Annotated in this window: 19 protein-coding genes; 7 read left to right on the top strand and 12 right to left on the bottom strand. The window is 40.5% G+C overall.

The features are described from left to right. Positions 1-69 precede the first annotated feature (69 nt). Positions 70-1,458 (top strand): 3-keto-disaccharide hydrolase, encoded by a 1,389-nt coding sequence (locus I6J03_RS16015; protein WP_003004298.1) that lies wholly within the window; start codon positions 70-72, stop codon positions 1,456-1,458. A gap of 54 nt (positions 1,459-1,512) precedes the next feature. Here the strand turns inward: I6J03_RS16015 and I6J03_RS16010 are convergent, their stop codons facing one another. The 4 genes from I6J03_RS16010 to I6J03_RS15995 all read right to left on the bottom strand — a co-directional run bounded on the left by I6J03_RS16010 (position 1,513) and on the right by I6J03_RS15995 (position 5,210). Further along, complete coding sequence (locus I6J03_RS16010) at positions 1,513-2,436, bottom strand: PKD domain-containing protein (protein WP_039989759.1); 924 nt, start codon at positions 2,434-2,436, stop codon at positions 1,513-1,515. A gap of 135 nt (positions 2,437-2,571) precedes the next feature. After that, on the bottom strand, positions 2,572-3,243 hold the full coding sequence (locus I6J03_RS16005; protein ID WP_039989761.1) for a head GIN domain-containing protein: 672 nt from the start codon (positions 3,241-3,243) through the stop codon (positions 2,572-2,574). A gap of 190 nt (positions 3,244-3,433) precedes the next feature. Beyond that, positions 3,434-3,931 (bottom strand): hypothetical protein, encoded by a 498-nt coding sequence (locus I6J03_RS16000; RefSeq protein WP_003004306.1) that lies wholly within the window; start codon positions 3,929-3,931, stop codon positions 3,434-3,436. Positions 3,932-4,076: 145 nt separating this feature from the next. Further along, complete coding sequence (locus tag I6J03_RS15995; RefSeq protein ID WP_003004310.1) at positions 4,077-5,210, bottom strand: serine hydrolase domain-containing protein; 1,134 nt, start codon at positions 5,208-5,210, stop codon at positions 4,077-4,079. A gap of 79 nt (positions 5,211-5,289) precedes the next feature. Between I6J03_RS15995 and I6J03_RS15990 the strand changes: the two genes are divergently transcribed. Beyond that, on the top strand, positions 5,290-5,868 hold the full coding sequence (locus I6J03_RS15990) for an O-methyltransferase (RefSeq protein ID WP_003004313.1): 579 nt from the start codon (positions 5,290-5,292) through the stop codon (positions 5,866-5,868). A 47-nt stretch (positions 5,869-5,915) separates the two neighbouring features. On the opposite strand, the gene I6J03_RS15985 is transcribed toward I6J03_RS15990, so the two are convergent. The 3 genes from I6J03_RS15985 to I6J03_RS15975 form a co-directional block, all read right to left on the bottom strand. After that, positions 5,916-6,590, bottom strand: a complete 675-nt coding sequence (locus I6J03_RS15985; protein ID WP_232279633.1) for a sterol desaturase family protein — start codon at positions 6,588-6,590, stop codon at positions 5,916-5,918. Positions 6,591-6,869: 279 nt separating this feature from the next. Further along, the gene (locus I6J03_RS15980; protein ID WP_003004319.1) at positions 6,870-7,598 is read right to left on the bottom strand and encodes a DUF3307 domain-containing protein; all 729 of its coding nucleotides are present in this window, start codon (positions 7,596-7,598) and stop codon (positions 6,870-6,872) included. Then, a complete protein-coding gene (locus I6J03_RS15975) occupies positions 7,580-8,203 on the bottom strand; it encodes a hypothetical protein (RefSeq protein WP_039989594.1) in 624 nt (207 codons plus the stop codon). Before I6J03_RS15975 ends, I6J03_RS15980 begins: the two co-directional genes overlap by 19 nt. A gap of 166 nt (positions 8,204-8,369) precedes the next feature. On the opposite strand from I6J03_RS15975, the gene I6J03_RS15970 reads away from it, so the two are divergent. Together I6J03_RS15970 and I6J03_RS15965 are read left to right on the top strand one after the other, a co-directional pair. Further along, complete coding sequence (locus I6J03_RS15970; RefSeq protein ID WP_003004325.1) at positions 8,370-8,960, top strand: YceI family protein; 591 nt, start codon at positions 8,370-8,372, stop codon at positions 8,958-8,960. Between the two features lie 162 nt (positions 8,961-9,122). Then, positions 9,123-10,007 carry a PPK2 family polyphosphate kinase gene (locus I6J03_RS15965; protein WP_236586194.1) on the top strand — a complete coding sequence of 295 codons (885 nt, stop codon included), beginning with the start codon at positions 9,123-9,125 and terminating at the stop codon, positions 10,005-10,007. 33 nt (positions 10,008-10,040) lie between these two features. Here the strand turns inward: I6J03_RS15965 and I6J03_RS15960 are convergent, their stop codons facing one another. From I6J03_RS15960 to I6J03_RS15945, 4 genes are all read right to left on the bottom strand, one after another. Continuing rightward, entirely contained in the window at positions 10,041-10,829 is a 789-nt protein-coding gene (locus I6J03_RS15960) for an SDR family oxidoreductase (protein ID WP_003004335.1), read from the bottom strand. Between the two features lie 19 nt (positions 10,830-10,848). Next, positions 10,849-12,723, bottom strand: a complete 1,875-nt coding sequence (locus I6J03_RS15955; protein ID WP_003004338.1) for an Nramp family divalent metal transporter — start codon at positions 12,721-12,723, stop codon at positions 10,849-10,851. Positions 12,724-12,845: 122 nt separating this feature from the next. Continuing rightward, the gene (locus tag I6J03_RS15950; RefSeq protein WP_003004341.1) at positions 12,846-13,232 is read right to left on the bottom strand and encodes a hypothetical protein; all 387 of its coding nucleotides are present in this window, start codon (positions 13,230-13,232) and stop codon (positions 12,846-12,848) included. A gap of 59 nt (positions 13,233-13,291) precedes the next feature. Continuing rightward, positions 13,292-15,814 carry a phosphocholine-specific phospholipase C gene (locus tag I6J03_RS15945; protein WP_003004343.1) on the bottom strand — a complete coding sequence of 841 codons (2,523 nt, stop codon included), beginning with the start codon at positions 15,812-15,814 and terminating at the stop codon, positions 13,292-13,294. A gap of 145 nt (positions 15,815-15,959) precedes the next feature. On the opposite strand from I6J03_RS15945, the gene I6J03_RS15940 reads away from it, so the two are divergent. Genes I6J03_RS15940 through I6J03_RS15930 form a run of 3 tightly spaced genes read left to right on the top strand, consistent with a single transcriptional unit; the run spans position 15,960 to position 17,624 of the window. Then, complete coding sequence (locus I6J03_RS15940) at positions 15,960-16,619, top strand: HAD family hydrolase (RefSeq protein WP_003004346.1); 660 nt, start codon at positions 15,960-15,962, stop codon at positions 16,617-16,619. Between the two features lies 1 nt (position 16,620). Beyond that, positions 16,621-17,379: a sulfite exporter TauE/SafE family protein gene (locus I6J03_RS15935; protein ID WP_003004350.1), complete on the top strand. Its 759-nt coding sequence runs from the start codon at positions 16,621-16,623 to the stop codon at positions 17,377-17,379. 41 nt (positions 17,380-17,420) lie between these two features. After that, on the top strand, positions 17,421-17,624 hold the full coding sequence (locus tag I6J03_RS15930) for a YqaE/Pmp3 family membrane protein (protein WP_003004355.1): 204 nt from the start codon (positions 17,421-17,423) through the stop codon (positions 17,622-17,624). Positions 17,625-17,767: 143 nt separating this feature from the next. Here the strand turns inward: I6J03_RS15930 and I6J03_RS15925 are convergent, their stop codons facing one another. Next, positions 17,768-19,957, bottom strand: a complete 2,190-nt coding sequence (locus I6J03_RS15925; protein WP_003004357.1) for a DUF4954 family protein — start codon at positions 19,955-19,957, stop codon at positions 17,768-17,770. Positions 19,958-20,028 lie beyond the last annotated feature (71 nt).

Below are 20,028 nucleotides of genomic sequence, written 5' to 3'. Positions count from 1 at the left end.
TCCAAATAAAATTAACAATTTTATAACTCCAAAATAAACTTTTAAAAGGCTTTACAACCCTAAACTATTATGACACACACAAAATTAAGTTCTATTTCAAAAATTCTGCTCGCTACCGGATGCCTGCTTGCATCCACCACATTTACAACACAGGCTCAGCAAACTAAAGCTACTATTTTTGACGGCAAAACACTGGCTGGCTGGAAAACCGTAGGCGGTAAAGCTCCATATGTTGTAGAGAATGGAGTTATAGTAGGTACTATGACGAAGAAAACACCTAATTCATTTTTAGTTACTGAAAAAGAGTATGGTGATTTCATACTGGAGCTTGAAGTCAAACTTGAAGGCGACAATACCAATTCGGGTATACAGATCAGAAGCCATATTGACCCGCAGGCTAATGATGGCCGCGGCCGGATGTATGGCAAACAGGTGGAAGTGGATCCGACAGCAAGAGCCTGGACCGGAGGTATCTATGATGAAGCACGAAGAGGCTGGCTATATCCCTTAGATCTCAATCAAAATGCTAAAAAAGCATTCCGTAAGAATGAGTATAATGCTATTCGTATTGAAGCTATTGGTGATGAAGTGAGAACTTGGGTCAACGGAATTCCTACAGCAGCTGTCATCGACACTATAGATCAGACTGGTTATATCGGTCTGCAGGTACATAATATCGCAGATGCGGATGACGGTAAGAAAGTATATTTTAAAAATGTCCGCATTCAAACGGAAAATCTTAAAGCTAAGGCATTTCCAAAAGATATTTATATCACAAACCTGCACCTCAACCAGCTTTCAAAGGCAGAACAGCAAAACGGGTATAAGTTATTATTTGACGGGAAGAGTACAGCCGGATGGCATAGTGCAAGGGGTAAAGAATTTCCTTCAAAAGGCTGGGAGATCAAAAATGGTACTATCTCCGTACTGCCATCTACTGGTGGGGAGTCTACAAATGGAGGTGACATTGTTACTGATGCACAATATAAAGCCTTTGATCTGACTTTTCAGTTTAAGCTTTCTCCTGGAGCCAACAGCGGAGTTAAATATTTTGTCACTCTTAACGAACAGACTTCGGGCTCGGCTATAGGCTTGGAATATCAGGTTTTGGATGATAAAGAACATCCGGATGCGAAACTGGGAAAAGACGGAAACCGTACACTTGCCTCACTTTACGATCTGATCACTTCCAAAAAGAATGCAAGAGCAGTAAAACCAATCGGAGAATGGAATACGGGACGCATCGTCGTTTATCCTGACAACCGGGTTGAACATTACCTCAACGGTGAACTTATGCTATCTTATGTGAGGGGCTCTAAAGAGTATCTGGATCTGGTGGCTGGCAGTAAATACAAAGACTGGAAAAACTTTGGTCAGGCACCGCAGGGACATATCCTTTTGCAGGACCATGGTGACAATGTCTCTTTCCGCTCTATCAAAATCAAAGAGCTGAAGTAAAATATACATGCATTCAATCCCCCTTGAGGTTAAGTTCAGGGGGATTGAATATTCTTATTTATGTTGTGTCACAATAAGTGACTGATAGCAGCTGGAATTGGGCACTCTCATCAGAAGTATGTTATCGATCTTCACTCCGCCCCCAAAGGTGAGTCCTATACAATAACTGTATATATCCTGTTGTTTGATTGCTCCACCACTTTTGATCGTTACACCTGTACGTTCATTTTTACAAAAAAACTTATTTAAAATGTAGCTGTATCTCACATTGAAATCTCCGCCGTCTGCAATAGCCTGTAGCTGCGCTTTCAGATCATCTATTGCAACCTTCTGTACCTGATTTTCAGCGGCCAGACTATCCAGACTGTCTGTTTTTGCTCCGTCTATCACAAGTGTGTGGTAGGTATAAGACAGGGTTTTATCGGATTTAACTTTCACACGGTACCTTCCGGGTTTGGAATAGGTATACAAAGCGACTTTGCCGATAACATCTACCTTACCGCTTTCTCCAAACTGCCACTGATAGATCTCTCCGGGACCGTCGACCTCCATTCTGACCTCTTTGAGAATAGTTCCGGCTGAAGGGCCCGATATCTGCAGCGTGCTGTCTACGACTTTGGCGACAGAATCTTTTACTGTTACAAAAAACTGTTCATGGAGATTGTCATTGACGACCAGCCTTACGACATACGTTCCGGCTGACTTATATCTGTATTTACCATCCTGCTGGGTAGACACATCTCCATTTCCAAAGTCCCAGTGCCATTTTTGTGCACCCGCCGTATTATCGATATAGATCAGATCCTGATTGAGTGTCATATCCTGATTGAAGACCTTGGCTCTGATTTTTTTCTCAGGTTCCATAAAAATCTTCATTACAAATATCGTAAGCGACACCAATAGCACAGCGCCTACTGCGCTAATGATCAGGTAGCTCTTAATATTAAATTTGTCATCAGAAGATTCTTCTCTTGTCACTATCTTGCCTCCATCAAAGGTTATAATAAGCAATTATACAGCTTATCTGCGAATATTACAGGATCAAATCCGGGATTGCTGATTTTAGCTTTATATTTAAATTAAATGAATAGCTATCCGGACTGAATCCCGGCATTACTTGTATTCTATGGTTCCTCCCGCCAGTTTTTTCTCATTACGCTGAGCCGGATTACCGTATACGTGGATAATACCTCCGGCTCTGACTTGTGAATCAATAGTTTGCTTGACGTTTACTTCACATCTTCCTCCTCCATTGACAGTAACTTTTGCATTTTCTGACACCAGGGATCGGCCGTCATAATTGCCTCCGAATGTCAGCTGAACTTCCTGACGAGGTGTCTTTCCGCTCGCCTGTACTGTACCACCTTTACTTGCACTCACTTTGATTTCCTGACCTGACACTTTCAGACTTAATAAACCTCCTTCTGAAGCAGACAGATTAAGAATATTGCTGCTTAAGATCTCCTCCTCATTTGCCTTCACAATTGCGCCCTTCTTTGCGGTCAATTCACTGATATTATTTCCATATACTTTGATATGTATTCCCTCTCCGTTCATCATATTCAGCGTGTTCATTTTGAGACGTAATGTCCCGTTCTTCTGGATGACATCTACTTCATTAGACGGATTTCCTGAAATAACGACCTTATATGTACTGCTGTTGATCAGCTCAACATTGATTTTATCTGTAACTTCTACTTTGGCAAAAGGACCCACTTCTCTGGTTTGCGCCATACCAACTTTGGCCAACATAAACAAAAAGCCGATTGCGATTATTTTTTTCATCTGTCTGTAATTTAATTTTTGTAGAATAATGATATAAGTGAATACTATTTTGATATTATCCCCATACTTTACCGTACAGATAATACCTGCATATAATTTCATCTAATACGTCTGAATATATCAAATAGCACTCCAAAAAGCTTGTTTTGAGACAATTTTACGATAGGTAAACAGAAAAACAGGATTACTATTATCTCCCCAGAAGAGCCAGCTCTTCATTAGTATACATATTGGCTCCTTTTAAATAATTAAAGATCAACAACTTTACATCGTTATCTTTCATTTTATAGAGATTATTCATGACAAAATCTTTGTCTGTCTCTATATTATCATGATAGTTGAGAAACTTAGGGATATAAAACTGAATACATAGACGAATAAAACGTAGTTCTATATTCTGCGGATTTTTCTTGATTACATCTTCCAACACCTTTCTTCCTCCTTTGAAATAGCTCATTTTTTTGAAAGGATTGCCGGTATGATTGGCCATAAACATATGATATGCGGCATAGTAACCCAACTCTTCAGGAGATTTCGCATTTTTCTTCAATACCTCCAGGTGGTTCTTACAGAGTTCTTCATTTTTAACGCCTTTATTAAAATCTTTTCTCACCTGATCCAAATCCATTTTTTGGGCATATGCCGACTTTGCAACGATCAATAAAGCTATTAAAATGAGTTTGTGCATAATAGTTAGAGTTTACGTTATTAAATATGATATCATTTTCTGTGTAACGAATAATTTCATCAATATTAAGATATAGATATTTTCTAAAAGTTACGCCAGTGTAAATGTTAAATTCAAATTTCGCGCCAATCAGGCTATAAAATCTTTATTTAATATAATCCTGATATAAGAGATTCACAATTTCCTGTAACATCAGATTATATCCGGAGGTTTCGGACAGCCTGCATCCATTTGTAATAACGACAAAACCATATTTATGTTTCGGATCAAAAAACATAGTACTGTATAATCCGTATGCAGAACCTGTATGTCCCGTAAGATTTACATGAGGAATAAGTTTATCTGTACTCCAAAGCGCCAGACCGTAATTTTCATTATCACTTCGTTTGGTCTGCATCGCTATCGCACTTTTTTTGCTAATTATTTTTTTGCCGTTACCCCGACCGTAATTCATATGCATGATCATATACCGGGCAAGATCTCCTGCTGAAATTTTCATGCCACCTGTCGGTGAAAATACAGGAGCAGAATGTCCTAATGTATAGTTACGTATTTCTTCACTACGCGGATTATAGGCCGCAGGCTGTGCCACAAAACTGCCATTCTCGTAAGCGTATAAGGTGGCAAATCTGGAACGATCCAAAGAATCCACACAATAGCCACCATACAGCTGCAGCGGACGTAAAACATGCTCTTCCACATACTGATCAAAGCGCTGACCTGTGACTCTTTCTATAATAGCGCCGATCATGTTAAAATTAAGATTGCAGTATTGGTAACCTTTCCCCGGCGCATAGTCGTTGTAACTATCTGACCAGTTTTTATTCTTTTGCGGATTGATTACATCCAGATCAAAATAACCGTTTTTATCATTGATACCTGATGTGTGTGACAGTAACATTTCCAATGTTATGACCTGCTCAGGAAATTTTGGATTACGAACGGGGAAACCGATCAATTGACTGCAATCATCTTTCAGTGATAACCGGCCGGTTTCAATCAGTTGCATAACGGAAGTAGCGGAGAACGATTTTGAGATAGAAGCGATTCTAAACAATGTGGAGTCATTGAGTAACTTCCGCGTGTCCTGATCCTGATAACCGTAATTGCTGGTAAATACAATCTTACTGTCTTTCACCACGACTGCAGCTACCCCTACTGCCTGATATTTTTCAGCAATCTGCTGAATGGACTTTGCCGTTCCGGAATGCTGGGCGTAAATACCTGTTGAAGAAAAGATAAAAAGCAGGGAAAATATAATTTTTTGGATATCGGACATGGTGTTAGGATTATAATCTCATCTAATTTACATATTTTTATATATCTGATCCATTTTATGCTAACCATAGGCTGAAAATATGTTAAACTCTGATACCTACTCCTATCCGGATAAATTCACGGATATCCTTCTTAAAACACGTAATTCCGGCTTTAACATGGCCAGTGATATCCATACAGGCTCCTTACTGAAAACGCTTGCTGCCTCCAAGCCGCATGCCCGTTTTTTAGAATTGGGTACGGGTACAGGTCTTTCGACTTCCTGGCTGTTGTCGGGCATGGATGATAGCTCTACATTACTGTCTGTGGATCATGATCCGGCTTTTCTGACTATTGCGAAGGAATATCTGTCTTCAGATCCTCGTCTTACACTGGTGCAGCAGGACGCAGGAGAATGGCTGCTTGAGAATAAGGAGTTAAAATTTGATTTTATTTTTGCAGACACCTGGCATGGTAAGTTTCTGGAACTGGAAACATGTCTGGATATGCTCGACAGAGGGGGTATATATTTTATAGATGATCTTTTACCGCAGCCCAACTGGCCGGAAGGACACGATCAAAAGGTACGTCATCTTATTCGTGATCTGGACGGCCGGAATGATCTCTGCCTTACGCGCCTGCACTGGTCTACAGGTGTGATCGTTGCTGTCAAAAGATAAAAAAGAACGGTAATGTTTTTTGCATTACCGTTCCTGTTTTTTTGATTTTACGAAAGTTGTTCTTTTTCTGTTTGCTGCTTTTCGGTTTCCTTCTCTTTTTTCTCTTCAAAACCAGAGTCAAACACGACATCCCATACAGCTGAACTTACTCCGAATCCTTTTTCAGGATCCTGATAATGGTGCAACATATGATGTTGTTTGATACGCTTCATTATACCACTTTTAAAATTGGCATGGTGCATAGCATAATGAGATTCGTCATAGATAAGGTAACCAATCATAAAACCTGCAAAAAATGCAGCCAGTATAAATTCGTTACTAAAAAACAGACTGAACATAAAATATACCAGTGTAGCCAGTGGAATACTCGCTGACAGCGGCATTACCAGACGAAGACGATCCTTAGGATAATCGTGGTGAATACCATGAAAAATCCAGTGGACACGCTTTAAAAGCTTTCCTTTCGGATGATAATGAAAGACCCAGCGATGCAGGGCATACTCAAAAATAGTCCAGAAAGCCAGACCGAAAACAAAATACCCGATATACATCCATACACTCATTTCACCCGGACCCATAGCCTTCCATGAAAAATATATGATTACCGGAAGATAAAATATAATCGGTACAGAATAGTGAACCTTAGTCAATGATTCTAAAAAATCATTTTTAAACATTCGTGTGGATTCCGTAGAATTTGATACGTAATTTCTCTTTGCCATTTCCTTTTGATAAGAATCTAACCACTAAAACTTGAACAACAAAGCTACAATTCTGACTTTATAATGAAAATCATCAAAAAGTCAGATTGTCTACTTAATCTGCAAATATAAAGATTTATTTAAAACAAATCGGTGAAGTATCCCTTATTTCGCAATTATATAATAGAAAAGTGAAATTAAATAACTTCCCAAAAGTGCAAGTCTGATAAGCTAAGGAATACGGTACTGATGGCATGTAATCAGGTTTTAAACGGGCTGTCTATGGAACGAATCATCAAGCTACGATATCTGCAGCAGCCATTTGATCAGGAAACCAATTGCTATTGCCATCACAAAACTGGCCAATGTACCAACAAGTACATACTCGGTAAATTTTTTATCTTTTGCATTGGCTAAATCCCCAAATCTAAAAATAGACTTGGCGGCTAATAAGAACCCTATTCCTTCTAAAAAATTGATATTTACAAAAAACACGATCAGAAGACGTTCCAACACTCCAATGATCCAGCCTGCATCAATCAATGAATCCTGTCGCTGGGCATTGACCTCTGCAGATTGATTCCACTTGCTAAAAAAGACACGAAGTACGATAGGAGAAACAAATGCGGTCAACAAAAATCCAATCAGAAGTATCTGTGCCTGCACAGACCATATCGCAGATATAAAACTCTCCGGAATACCGTAGTGAGAACCAATTACTGCTGCAAGTACTGTCAAATGGAGTAGCTGATCAATACTGAACAGTAATAATGGGTTGCTGTTCATTTTACGTTCCAGAGAAACTTTAAGACTGTCAATGGCCAAATGAGACAAAACAATCACGGCTATTGCGGGCCACCAATTTGGCAAATCTCTTGCGAAAAACAGGCATAACAATGCGGCATGAACACCTACATGATAAAAAATAAAACGGATATGACGCGCTCTTTCTTCCACCCATTTTTTTGGTTGGAAGACAAAATCACCCAATATGTGAGCGATCAGTAAGATCAGTCCTGTATATAACATTTTTTTACGATTTGTTCCGTACAATAATCAATGACTCGTCTTATTTTAGAATATCCGGCTTTGTTGAGCTCTGTACTTACCTGACTTTGATATTTGCGATTCAACACTGCTGCCAGCTCATGCTGATTAATATCCGGATGCTGAAGACTTACAGCAACTGTCTCAGCCATATTTTCAGTCCATCGTCCTGCAATTTCCATGCTCAGTTGCAACATCAGCTCTACCCCTTTATCCAGATCGGGCCAGGGACTCCTGATGGCTACCGTTTCTTTCTTTAGCGCATCAAATCGTTCACCTGCGTGTAAGAATGCCTCCCCTGCTGATGTCCTCACATGTGCATCCTGATAGTCGATCGTTCCGATACCTATAGTCATCCGGACATCCAGATTTTTCAGACTCTTTATCTTTGCTTTAATATAAAAAAGATGATGTATAGCCTGTTCTAATTCTACTTCTGACTGAAAGCTATCTCCTCTGTAAATATCATACCGGCTGCTAATCTGCTTTAAAGTTTCATCCAATACAGGCATCCACACGGCTGCATCCACTTTTCTTGAATCTATCAAATCTCCCGTTATTACCGCTATTAACTTCTTGTTTTTCATAATATTACAAACACTATCAACAAATATAGTGATAATTATAAATATCATTATATATAATGATTATTTTATTTTCAAAACAAATCATTAGGAAATTTGATTTTAATTAAAGACATTTGCATACTTTGAAAAAATACATGTTATAACACTTATTTAAATATCAATTATCATGAAAAAACTATTTCCTCTTATCATTGCTTTATTTGTGGCAATGAATGTTACAGTCGCTCAGGTAAAATGGGCTGTAGATCCTGCACACACTAATGTACGTTTTACCGTTGAACATTTAGGTATCAGCTTTATTGACGGAGAATTTAATTCTTTTGAAGGTTCGGTCGACGCACCTACAAAAACTGGATTTGAGAATGCAAAGGTCGATTTCAAAATCAATGTAAACAGTATCGATACACGTATTGAAGCCAGAGACAAACATTTGAAATCTGATGATTTCTTCAATGCAGAGAAGTATCCTGCAATTACATTGAAATCTGTATCCTTAAAGAAAGACAAAGCCGGCAAGTTAAAATTAGAAGCTGATCTTACGATTCGTGATGTGACTAAACGCGTTATTTTTGATGTAAAACAAAACGGCCAGAACATTACAGATCCATGGGGTAAGACACGCGCAGGTTTTACGGCTACTACAAAAATAAACCGTCTGGATTACGGTATCAAATACAATGACAAGCTTCCTTCAGGAGTGGCTGCTGTAGGTTCGGATGTAACGATCACAGTCAATACCGAACTGGTACAACAATAATCCTTTCTGCTCCTTATTATAAAAAGTCTTTACTCCTGAGGGGTAAAGACTTTTTTGTTTACCAAAACTTATAGAAAAACTATCTTAACGATTTAAACTATTTGCTACAACCCTCAATGTTTATGAACAAAATTTAATATTTTTATAGGAAACGTCGATATTATGAGCCCGAAAACGAATTACTCCAAAAGGCTTCAGGCCTCTAAAAATTTCAAGATCAGTGATCATGCTACTGATATTTCAGAAGATATAAGTGTAGATGAGGCGACAGCCCGATTAAAGGATGTGCGCAAAAAGCTCAGCAAATTACAGGATGTCATGTATGCGCATGATAAATATAATGTATTGGTATGTCTGCAGGGTATGGATACTGCCGGTAAAGACAGTCTGATAAGAGAAGTCTTTGCTAAATTCAATGTAAGAGGTGTGGATGTACAGAGTTTCAAAACTCCTTCGGAAAAAGAACATCAGCATGATTACCTGTGGAGACATTATATCGCATTACCCGAAAAAGGGAAATTCGGAGTATTTAACCGGACACATTATGAAAATGTACTGGTGACGCGTGTGCACCCCTCCTATTTGTTGAGTGAGAATCTTCCTGACATCCGGGAAGAAAAAGATGTAACGAATGAGCTGTGGGAAAAACGTTATGAGCAAATCACTAACTTTGAAAATCATCTTATTGAGAATGGGACTATCCTTTTCAAATTTTTTCTGAATCTGAGCAAGGATGAGCAGAAAAACCGACTTTTGAGGAGACTGGAGAAAGAAAAACATCAGTGGAAATTTTCACCCGGTGATCTTTCAGAACGTCAGCTCTGGGACAAGTACATGGAATACTATGAAGAGGCAATACAACATACTTCCAAAAAGAAAACACCCTGGTATATTATTCCGTCCGATTGCAAAGAGACAGCGCGTTATCTGGTTGCACAGATTATGCTGGAAGTATTAGAGCAATATACTGATATCAAATACCCGGAATTAAGTGAAGAAATCCAGGGCCATATAAAGAAATACAAGAATCAACTCGAAAACGAGTAAATATAGAGAAAGACAAATGACAGGAGCTGTTGACTACAACATTCCTGTCATTAATCCTCCGTCCAGCTGAATGGCTGTACCTGTCAGATAGGCGGCATGATCTGACGCTAAAAAAGTGACCAGTGAGGCATATTCTTCGGGCTTACCCAGACGTTTCATTGGAATAGCATCTATTCTTTTGGCTTTCACTTCTTCAAAACTTAACTGCATCTTCCCAGCCTGCATCTCCATAAGACTATTTAACCTATCTGTATCAAAATAACCGGTCAAAACCGTATTCACTGTAATTTGATGAGCAGCAACTGCTCTCGAAAGTGATTTACTCCAGCTGACAAGTGCTGTACGCATAGTATTGGAAAGTACAAGTGTATCCTGCGGCTCCTTCACAGTCATGGAAGACACATTGATAATACGTCCAAACTGGTTTGCTTCCATATGAGGTAACGCCTGAAGTGTGGTATACACTGCATACTGAAATAGCAACTCAAAAGCCTGCTGATAATCTTCGGCTGCTTTTTCCTTAATTCCACCTGCTGAAGGGCCATTTGTATTGTTGACCAGAATATCTACCTTTCTACCTGAAAAGAAGGCGGCAATCCTTTCTTTCGCCTGATCAAATAAACTGAAATCCACAACAAGGTGATCATGCTGTTGCCCATGTGTCGTATCCAGTATATCCTGTACCGCTTTTAATTTTTCTTCATTTCGGGCGACAAGAATGACATGAGCACCGCAATCTGCCAATGCGATCGCAATTGCTTTACCAATACCGGAGGTGCTTCCCCCTACCATAGCCGTTTTTCCAATCAGTGATATTTTCATAGTGATTCTTTTCTAAATATTATTGTGCAATAAAAACAGGAATTTTGACAGCATGCCGCAGCTTATTTACGGTCTCTCCGAATACAAAATCCTTTACTCCCGTATGTCCGTGACTTCCTACAATGAGCAGATCGCTATCGTGTGCCAGGCAAATATCTGCAATAGCTTTCACCCGATTATTATATCCCAGTTCATATTCCACAGCATATCCTTTCTCTTTAAAGAACCCGACGTATTTCATCAGACGTTCCAGATCTTTCCGCGATTCATAGTCTCCGGATTCTCCTCCCGTATATTTCACAGATGCACTTTCAACAATATGCACCAATACAAAACGGGTATTTTTATCGGACAGCTGCAGAGCATATTCCACTACTTTGGTATCTGAAAAAGAGAAATCCAGAGCAACCACAATATGATGAAAAGGATTAACGTCTCTAAACACGAGTTCCTCAAACGGAGGATGTACTTCTACTGTGGTAGGTCTGCGTTTATGCCATATCGGATAAAAGAACGTCATCAGTAATAATACGGCTAATCCTATACTTCCGGAGATAAGGGCAATGGTCCACCAGATATTATCCAGTTCTTCAATCCATCCTCTTACTTCTTCATAGACCAGTTGAAAATTGAGAACAGCAATTACTATTGCAATAGTCCAGGCCATTATCCGCACATAGGGCTTGATTACAAATTCGCCCATCTTTTTCCGGTCACTCACAAAATGAATCAGCGGTACGACTGCAAACGCCAGCTGCATACTTAATAATACCTGACTAAAGATCAGCAACGAGCCGACCTGTCCTTCTCCTGCGATGAGAATAACCAGCACGGCCGGCACAATAGCCAGTAATCTCGTGATAACACGTCTGAGTACCGGACTGATCCGCAGCCGTAGATACCCTTCCATTACAATCTGCCCCGCGAGTGTACCGGTCACGGTAGAACTCTGCCCTGCCAGAATAAGTGCAACTGCAAATAATTTGGACGCCCACTCTGTCCCTAATGTTGTTCCCAGAAGGTGATAGGCATCTTCCAGATCCGCAACCTGATGCATCCCATTTTTATGGAATACAGCAGCGGCCAGAATCAGTATTGCGGCATTAACGAAGAAAGCCAGATTAAGTGCAATAGCACTATCGAAAAAATTATACTTTAATGCTTTCTTTATTGACAGGCTGTCCCTCGGTATCTTACGCGTCTGTACAAGTGCCGAATGCAGATAGAGATTATGAGGCATTACTGTGGCTCCGATAATACCTATACTGATATATAGTGCTGCGCTATTGGGAATACTGGGAATAAATCCTTTGGCGACTTCCGTAAAATCCGGTTTGGCAAAGAACATTTCGACCATAAAACACATCCCGATCATGGATATCAGGCCGATAATAAAGAGCTCCATCTTGCGCATCCCCAGTTTCTGAAGGTACAGCAGCAGAAAGGTATCCGCAAAACTGATCAATACTCCCCATAACAGATCGATACCAAAAAGCAAATTTAGCCCTATTGCCATCCCCAGCACTTCCGCCAGATCACATGCTGCAATCGCAATTTCGGCCAGTACGTAAAGAGCAAAATTCATTCTTTTGGGATAAGTCTCCCGATTACACTGTGCGAGATCCTTTCCACGCACGATCCCGAGTCTTGCACAGAGACTCTGCAGCAATAAGGCCATGATATTGCTCATCAGTAAGACCCAGATGAGTGTATATCCAAACTGGCTTCCTCCGGCCAGATCTGTAGCCCAGTTGCCGGGATCCATATATCCGACGCTGATCAGATAAGCCGGACCGAAAAAACTAAGAACTCGTTTCCACTTGGTTTTGCCTTTTGTCACGTCCACACTTTCGTGGATATCGGCTAAAGATTTATGTTGCGGATCATCATGCATATTGTCACCAGACTGCCTTATTGAAGGTTATGTTGTAAATATAAAAATTTAACAATACAACTTATAACAGAAGATAACAAAATGAACAGGCTCTTATTTTGAAATAAGAGCCTGTCATTTATTTAATCATTTTTTGGATATCCTTCTTCATCGAGATCATATCTCAGGTCTTCGGCTGTACGGGAGAGCTCCTGATCTTTGCGGGATACTTTGAGATGTTCCGCATCAGTTTCATGCATACCTTCCTTTTCCCAATCGTCTGCTTCCAGATCATCTTCATCTGCATATTCATCCCCTACAAAAGGATTCGAATCGTCATAGGTAGAATCATCATCTTCCGCCCCTTCTGCCAGTGTATCGTAGTCTGCAGGATGATCATAATCCGGATCGTCATCATCAACATCCAGCTCATAACTGTGCTTTTCTGTATTATAACTCAGGTTATCGGCCAGATTATCTTTTTCTTCGTCTGTTTTACCTTGCTTATTGTTGTCCTCATTATTGATCATAGTCTTATCTCCTTTCGTATAAAAAGATAACAAAATGATGAGCCAAATGGTTTTCCAGATCAGGATAATAATGGATCCGTTACTGTTTCTTTCCCGGATTCAATACGTCCGGCCATATGACGTTCAAAGTTTTTATAATCAGGCAACGTGAGTTTCAGATCGTACCAGCTTCCGGATGAGGAAAGATCCAGAGCAATCTGAACTTCGGTCTTACCTTTGATCTCTCTGTCTATATTTACATCCTTATAATTTTTGGATAGCAGATGTACACGTAAAGGACTATCCCCCAGGTTTTCAATCAGTACTACAGCATTGCCTGTCGCTGATTTTGTCATACTTTTCTGCTCTGGAACGATCTTTACCAGCAATTGTGGATCAGAGTGTTCACCGGAAAATGATCTGTAAAAGCCATTTGGTCCGTGTACACGTAGTGCATATTTATTGTCTTCGAATGAAGCCACAGGCCATTGATAATCCAGACGGTCGCTGGCTTTAACAGCAAAGTTCCAGTTTCTGCAGATTTCAGGCTCCTCTCCTTTGCGCTGTATATATTTTCCGGGCGCATATACGGTAAGCGGTACACCTGCTGTACGTGGACCGAAAATAGCTGTAGAAACTTCCATATGCATCGTAAACTGCCCGTCGGCGACTTTCCCGAATACGTCAAACTGATAGGGAAGAGCCGCAGATTTTCGCTGTCCTTTCTCCTGAAGACGGTTAAATTTACTTATGGTATGTTTTTGCTGAACTGCTTTGATTTCGGCTTTTGTCAATTCCTCAAACCCTGAAGGATCCTCTTTAAACTGTGCATTGTAGATATTTTCAATGTATTGGTTTCTGTTTAGAAACGGAAGCTGATCTTTTGATGATTCAAAAGGCGTAAACGCAGATGTCAGGTCACCACATATGGTTCTTCTCCATGCACTGATATTATCCAGGTGGATGGACTTATTGTATTTGGCGTTAATGAATTTTTCAAGGAACTGCAGTGAAGAGGTATGATCAAATACCTGCGAGCAGACCTTACCTCCCCGGCTCCAGGGAGAGACAATATACATCGGCACTCTAAATCCTAATCCTACAGGAGCTTCTCTGGCTTGTTTTTTAGGAATTCCCTGTTTCAGTTCATTTTCCAGACGTACATGTTCAATTTCTGTATCTATTCCGGCAGAGCATTTACCGGTTTCAGGTTTATTGTTATCCGGAATTGAAAAAGGCGGAATATGATCGTAATATCCGTCGTTCTCATCGTAGGTGATAATAAAAATAGTTTTCTTCCAGACTTCTGGATTTTGGGTCAGAATATCCAGCACTTCGGACACATACCAGGCTCCGTACCAGGGTGCACTCGGATGATCAGAAAAATTCTGCGGCCCTGCCAGCCAGGAGACTGCCGGCAGTTTACCGGCTGTAACATCTGCCCTGAACTGATGCAGGATATCTCCTTTTGGCACTTCTACCTCCCGTAATTTTCCATTTTCATTAAAGGTCAGCTTTTCTAATGAACGAAAGTCTGCATCTTCCTTATTTGTGACAAATGCACGCTGATTCAGGGATTTTTCAAATGCGCTTAGCTTGTTATACTGCTCAGCACTATACATTTTTAACTCTTCTTCAGCTTTATTTAAAGCCTCCTGCTTGTTCTTCAGACTTTCTCTTATCCGTGCAGATTCTTCCGAAGAAGAAGGACTGGCCTCTTCCAGTTTACCTATTTCGCCCGGTAACTTTTCCACCTGCTTCCTTAAATTATCAAGATAAGAATCCTTAAATTTGACTCGGTATGCTTCAAAAAATTCTAAAAGGTTACAACCAAAATTAGATAACCACGAGCGTTCTTTTCCTACAAAACCTCCCCCACAACTTGTTTCGTTCTGATAAAATTTCCATGCTACTTTATTTTCTTCCAATAGCTCCGGAAATGTTTTCCATGTATGCTTGCCGTAAGCATAATCATCATTGCGGATATTTACTTTTTGCATACCATCAAGCTCCTGTGTAATCTTTCCGGTCCAGAAAAAAGAACGGTTTGGAGTGGTACTGGTCATGCCTGAACAGAAATTCTGATCACAGACTGTAAATGCATCGGCTAGTGAATAATGAAAAGGAAGGTCTTCGCGGGAATAATACCCCAGTGTCAACGGCATATCCGCATACTTCTTATTTCCGGATCTTTTTGATGTCAGCCACTGGTCATACTTACCACCGTTAAAGGCATCTACCTGACTGGCTCTGGAATGTGGTAGGGAACCTATCCAGGTCACTTTGCTACCCATAAGATTCAACCGAAACGGTGCATAGGTCTTTCCTAAGTGATCTGTCTGAAACCAGACCGGATTCTGATCAGGAAGTGTTACCACCCGCGGATCATTGAACCCGCGAACACCTGAAAGACTTCCAAGTGTATGATCAAAAGACCGGTTTTCCTGCATGAGAATAACTACATGTTCCGCATCCAGATATGTGCTGCCGGGATCCGGATCAATTGCAAGTGCTCTTTGAATAGATGCGGGCATAACGGTTGCAAGACCTGCTGCTCCCGAGAAAAGGATGGACTTTCGGATAAATTCTCTTCTGCTTTCCATAGAAGGTAATAAGTTGATGTATTAAAAGGCAGCATAAATCTACATATATTTTAAAAGAACATAAGGCAGGACTTTGTAATAGTTGTGTGACTGATTTTGACGTTTTTATCACAATGTGCTCTTCTAAAAATTCTATCTTTGCCACATGAGTCAATATGCCGTAATTTTTGATATGGATGGTGTCATTTGTCACACAAATCCCTATCATGCTAAAGCCTTCGAGGCATTTTTTAACAAATATAATATCGAAAGCAGCGAACAGGAATTTCAGGATCATATGTATGGCAAACATAACAGCTATATTATGAGCTATTTTTTCAAAAGACCTGTAGAAGGAGAAGAACTTCTGCGTCTTGAATTTGAAAAAGAAGATATGTTCAGACAGATTTATAAGTCTGAGATTACACCGATCGCACGATTTCCTGAATTTCTGAATGAACTGAAACAGGAAGGTTTCAAAACTGCTGTAGCCACTTCGGCTCCTAAAGCCAATATGGATCTTATCGTGGAAGGATTGCAATTCGCCCCAAAAATGGAATCTATGCTTTCCAGTGAAAATGTAACTAAACACAAGCCCGATCCGCAGGTGTATCTGTTAACTGCCGAGAGATTAGGTGTAGATCCTTCGCAATGTCTGGTGTTTGAAGATTCCTATTCCGGTATTTCTGCAGCTTTGAATGCAGGCATGAAAGTAGTCGGCGTATTGAGTTCACATACGCGCGAGCAGTTGCCTCCTTGTGATGCATACATCTCTGATTATACCGAAATAACAGCTCAGAAAGTAAAAGAGCTGATCAACAGCTGATATGCAGGAAGCTTTTGACCTGCTGCACGCTCCATATCATTGGGTATTGTACTTCTTTTGTGCGATGCTCATCGGAATGTCCAAGACAGGTGTACAGAATATAGGTACACTTGCTGTACCCCTGTTTGCTTTTCTGTTCGGAGCCCGCTATTCTACGGGAATTGTACTCATATTACTTTGTATGGCCGATCTGATTGCAGTGATCTATTACAGAAAGCAATTCCGCTGGTCTGAGATCAAAGGAATGTTGCCTGCTGCTTTTGTAGGGTTATTGGGTGGTTTGTTTCTGGCCAATAATATGGATGACCAGTTATTCCGCATATTAATGGGAATCTGTATTCTGAGCGGTGTAGGTATTATGATCTGGATGGAAAAGAGTAAATCGGTCTCTAATGTGGCAGAAAAGAGCTGGTACGCCCCGCTATTTGGATTTATTGCGGGATTTTCAACCATGATCGGAAATGCTGCAGGACCAGCCTTATCGGTATATCTGCTGTCACGAAAATTACCTAAATACGCATTTGTCGCTACCGGCGCCTGGTTTATTATGATATTAAACTATACCAAGATTCCCTTACAATTATTTGTGTGGCACAATCTTTCCTGGGCAGGGATTATTCTGAACGTGCTCGCTATTCCTTTTATTCTGTTAGGCGGCTATCTGGGTATCCGTATTATAAAAGTAATTCCGGAAAAACAATTCCGGATACTGGTCATGGCTTTAGTAGCTGTTTCTGCCCTGCTGCTGATCATATTGTAAATTATACTTATATTTACCTATAATTAAAAAAACCTAATATCATGATTTTAATAGCCGTATTGTTGCCCTGGCTTTCTTTTTTTCTGAGAGGGAAGATCTTTTCAGGTATATTATGCCTGATCCTGCAATGTACATTGATCGGTTGGCTACCCGCAGCAATCTGGGCAGTAGCTTCGCGTGTAGATGGTAAAAATGAGGCGCGAATCCGCTCTATGCAACGTAATTTTAACAGAACCAATCGCTGATAGCTTTGATTTTGGAGCAGCAGTGGAACGCTATCCGGGTTTGACCATATATGCAGCAGCAAACCCGGATAGTGAATCTGAAATAAATATTTTTCGTTGAGCCAGCCTAGAGTTTTGGTTGCTTCAAAGCTCCTTTATGCGTATCAGGATTTTAGCTGTGCTATCTTATCTGCAATGCGCTGATGGTAATACTTAAACTCTTCTTTCTGTTGCCTGATAAAACTATTGTTTTCCAAAGCTCCCACTACTTTGTCCATTTCCTCTCTGGACTCATAAACCATCATCCGGAATGAATTCTCATAATCCTTAGCCCTTGTCTGATAAATCTCCTCCGTGATCCATTGTTTGATTTCCAACGCTTCTTCAAATAAAACAATCAAATGTTCCTTTGTGATTTCAGAAACTTTCAGATTATTCAGTTCGGCCAATGCTGACACTGCATGTATGATTTTATCCTGCTGATACTGGTCGCTTTGTGCAAAGTAATAGGCATGGACTTCATCCCAGGAATTGAGCTGATCAGTTTTGAGCTGATGGATCAGTTCCTTATATCTGGATGCCGGAATCAATTGTCCCCCGATATTTACCCAGTCTTCTCTTTCCCATGATACTTCCTGCTGAAGCAGCTGAAGTGTATATTCCATCTGATCACTGTATGCTGCTAATGCTGAGGCTCCGTAATAGCGGATCAGTTTTTTGAACAGCTTATACCCCTGTCTTACTTTCATAAGCTGAACCTTGCGTTTGGAATTTTCAAAATGGTCCAGCAGAATATCCAGATGACTGATATCTGCGTCTGACTCTAAGATTTCTGCTCCCCGCAGTATCGCTTCCTGATCAGCTAATATTTCAGTAGAATAATACGCTTTTGCTACAGCTGTTTTCATGATCTGCAATGACTCAAAAAGTTCATTGACGGTGTCAGGTGCCAGAATGTCGTATTCATAATATTGTTTCTTTTCTGATCGCTTATCTCTGGCTTCATATTTACTCGGATTGCGTGCTAAAGCATACATGTTATGTAAAAACCAGTATCCGGGTACAATAATAAGACGATCTTCTGTGGTATGGTTACTCACCAGTGAGAATGGGATACGGATATCCATCTCATACAGAAAGTCTCCCTTTACAATAAGGGTATAAGATGCAAAACGGGAATTGTGTTTAAGACTCACGCACAGTCCGGGCCAGAATCCTCTTCCGGCAACAATCTCTCCGTCCGGTGAACGGGAATTGTGATTGGAACCTACTGTGGCGCCTGCCGCCATATTACTTTGTCCCATAATCAGGGATGCGCAGAGGAATGAATTGTTATGATGTTGCTCATGTGCCGGAAAGATCAGGGAATTCAACACTTCACAACAGGAAATTGTGGAATTTTCACCTAAAAATGAATTGATGAGCCTGGCACCGTATTTTAACTGGGAATGTGCCGCCAGAATAAACCGCACTGCTTTGACACCATAGAAGATCCTGCAGCCCTCTCCGATAATTCCGTTGACCAGCTCACAGCCCTCTCCGATCTGTGTAGGTGCGGTCTCTGAAGAATGAATAGTAACATTTTTTAATTTATTGACTCCTTTGATGTACGCCTGCCCGCCAATTCTGACGTCTTTAATAACCTGACAGTTTTTGATAACTGTACCGGTATCAATTGTACTGTATGTACCCCTTTTGGAAGTATGGCGTGCATTGGTCATTTGCTCCAGTTTGGACTGAAAGATTTCATCATCCCTGTGACGTGTCCATAAATAGGCATCACTTAACAACATTCCGTCAAACGGCCATACTTTACGCCCGCCGTTTTCATTGCGAAGTTCTAATGCGACGCGTACATCAGGAGACTCCCCGGCACGCAGAATACCATTCCCAAACTTTGCTTTTGAACTGGTTTGCATTTCATCGATATTGGAAAGGATGACCTCATCTGCAATAATAAAATAAGACATATAGGACACTTCATGAATGGCTACATGATTACCAATATCACAACTGACTATGGTAGAATGATAGATCCCTGTGGGCAGACGCAATTCCCGATAATCCAGATAAATCGGTTCCATATCTCCGATACGATTCAATCCGTAGAATCTGCATCCGCGAATCTGTTCCGGAATAAAATGATTTGTAACCAGAATATTGGACCAGTTATCAGCGGTATTACCATTGCTGCGCAGGGTTTCGATCTGCTCTTGCGTCAGATGACGAAACCGGTCACTGCGTGGTAATTGTTCATAACGTAGTTCATATTCGTCCTGTCCGGGTGCCAGATATTCGGCTTTTATAAATTGTTGTCCCAGGTTGGAAAGCTGACCTTTTTGTATTTTAGTCATATAGAAGGAAAAATAAAATCAACAAAAGCGTCCGGAATACCCATCCGCACACTTTCGCTTCTATTCACAGG

The sequence above is a fragment of the Sphingobacterium spiritivorum genome (assembly GCF_016724845.1).
Lineage (GTDB): Bacteria > Bacteroidota > Bacteroidia > Sphingobacteriales > Sphingobacteriaceae > Sphingobacterium > Sphingobacterium spiritivorum_A.
Note: the sequence above shows the minus strand (reverse complement) of the source record. Positions and strands in the feature narration are given on the sequence as shown.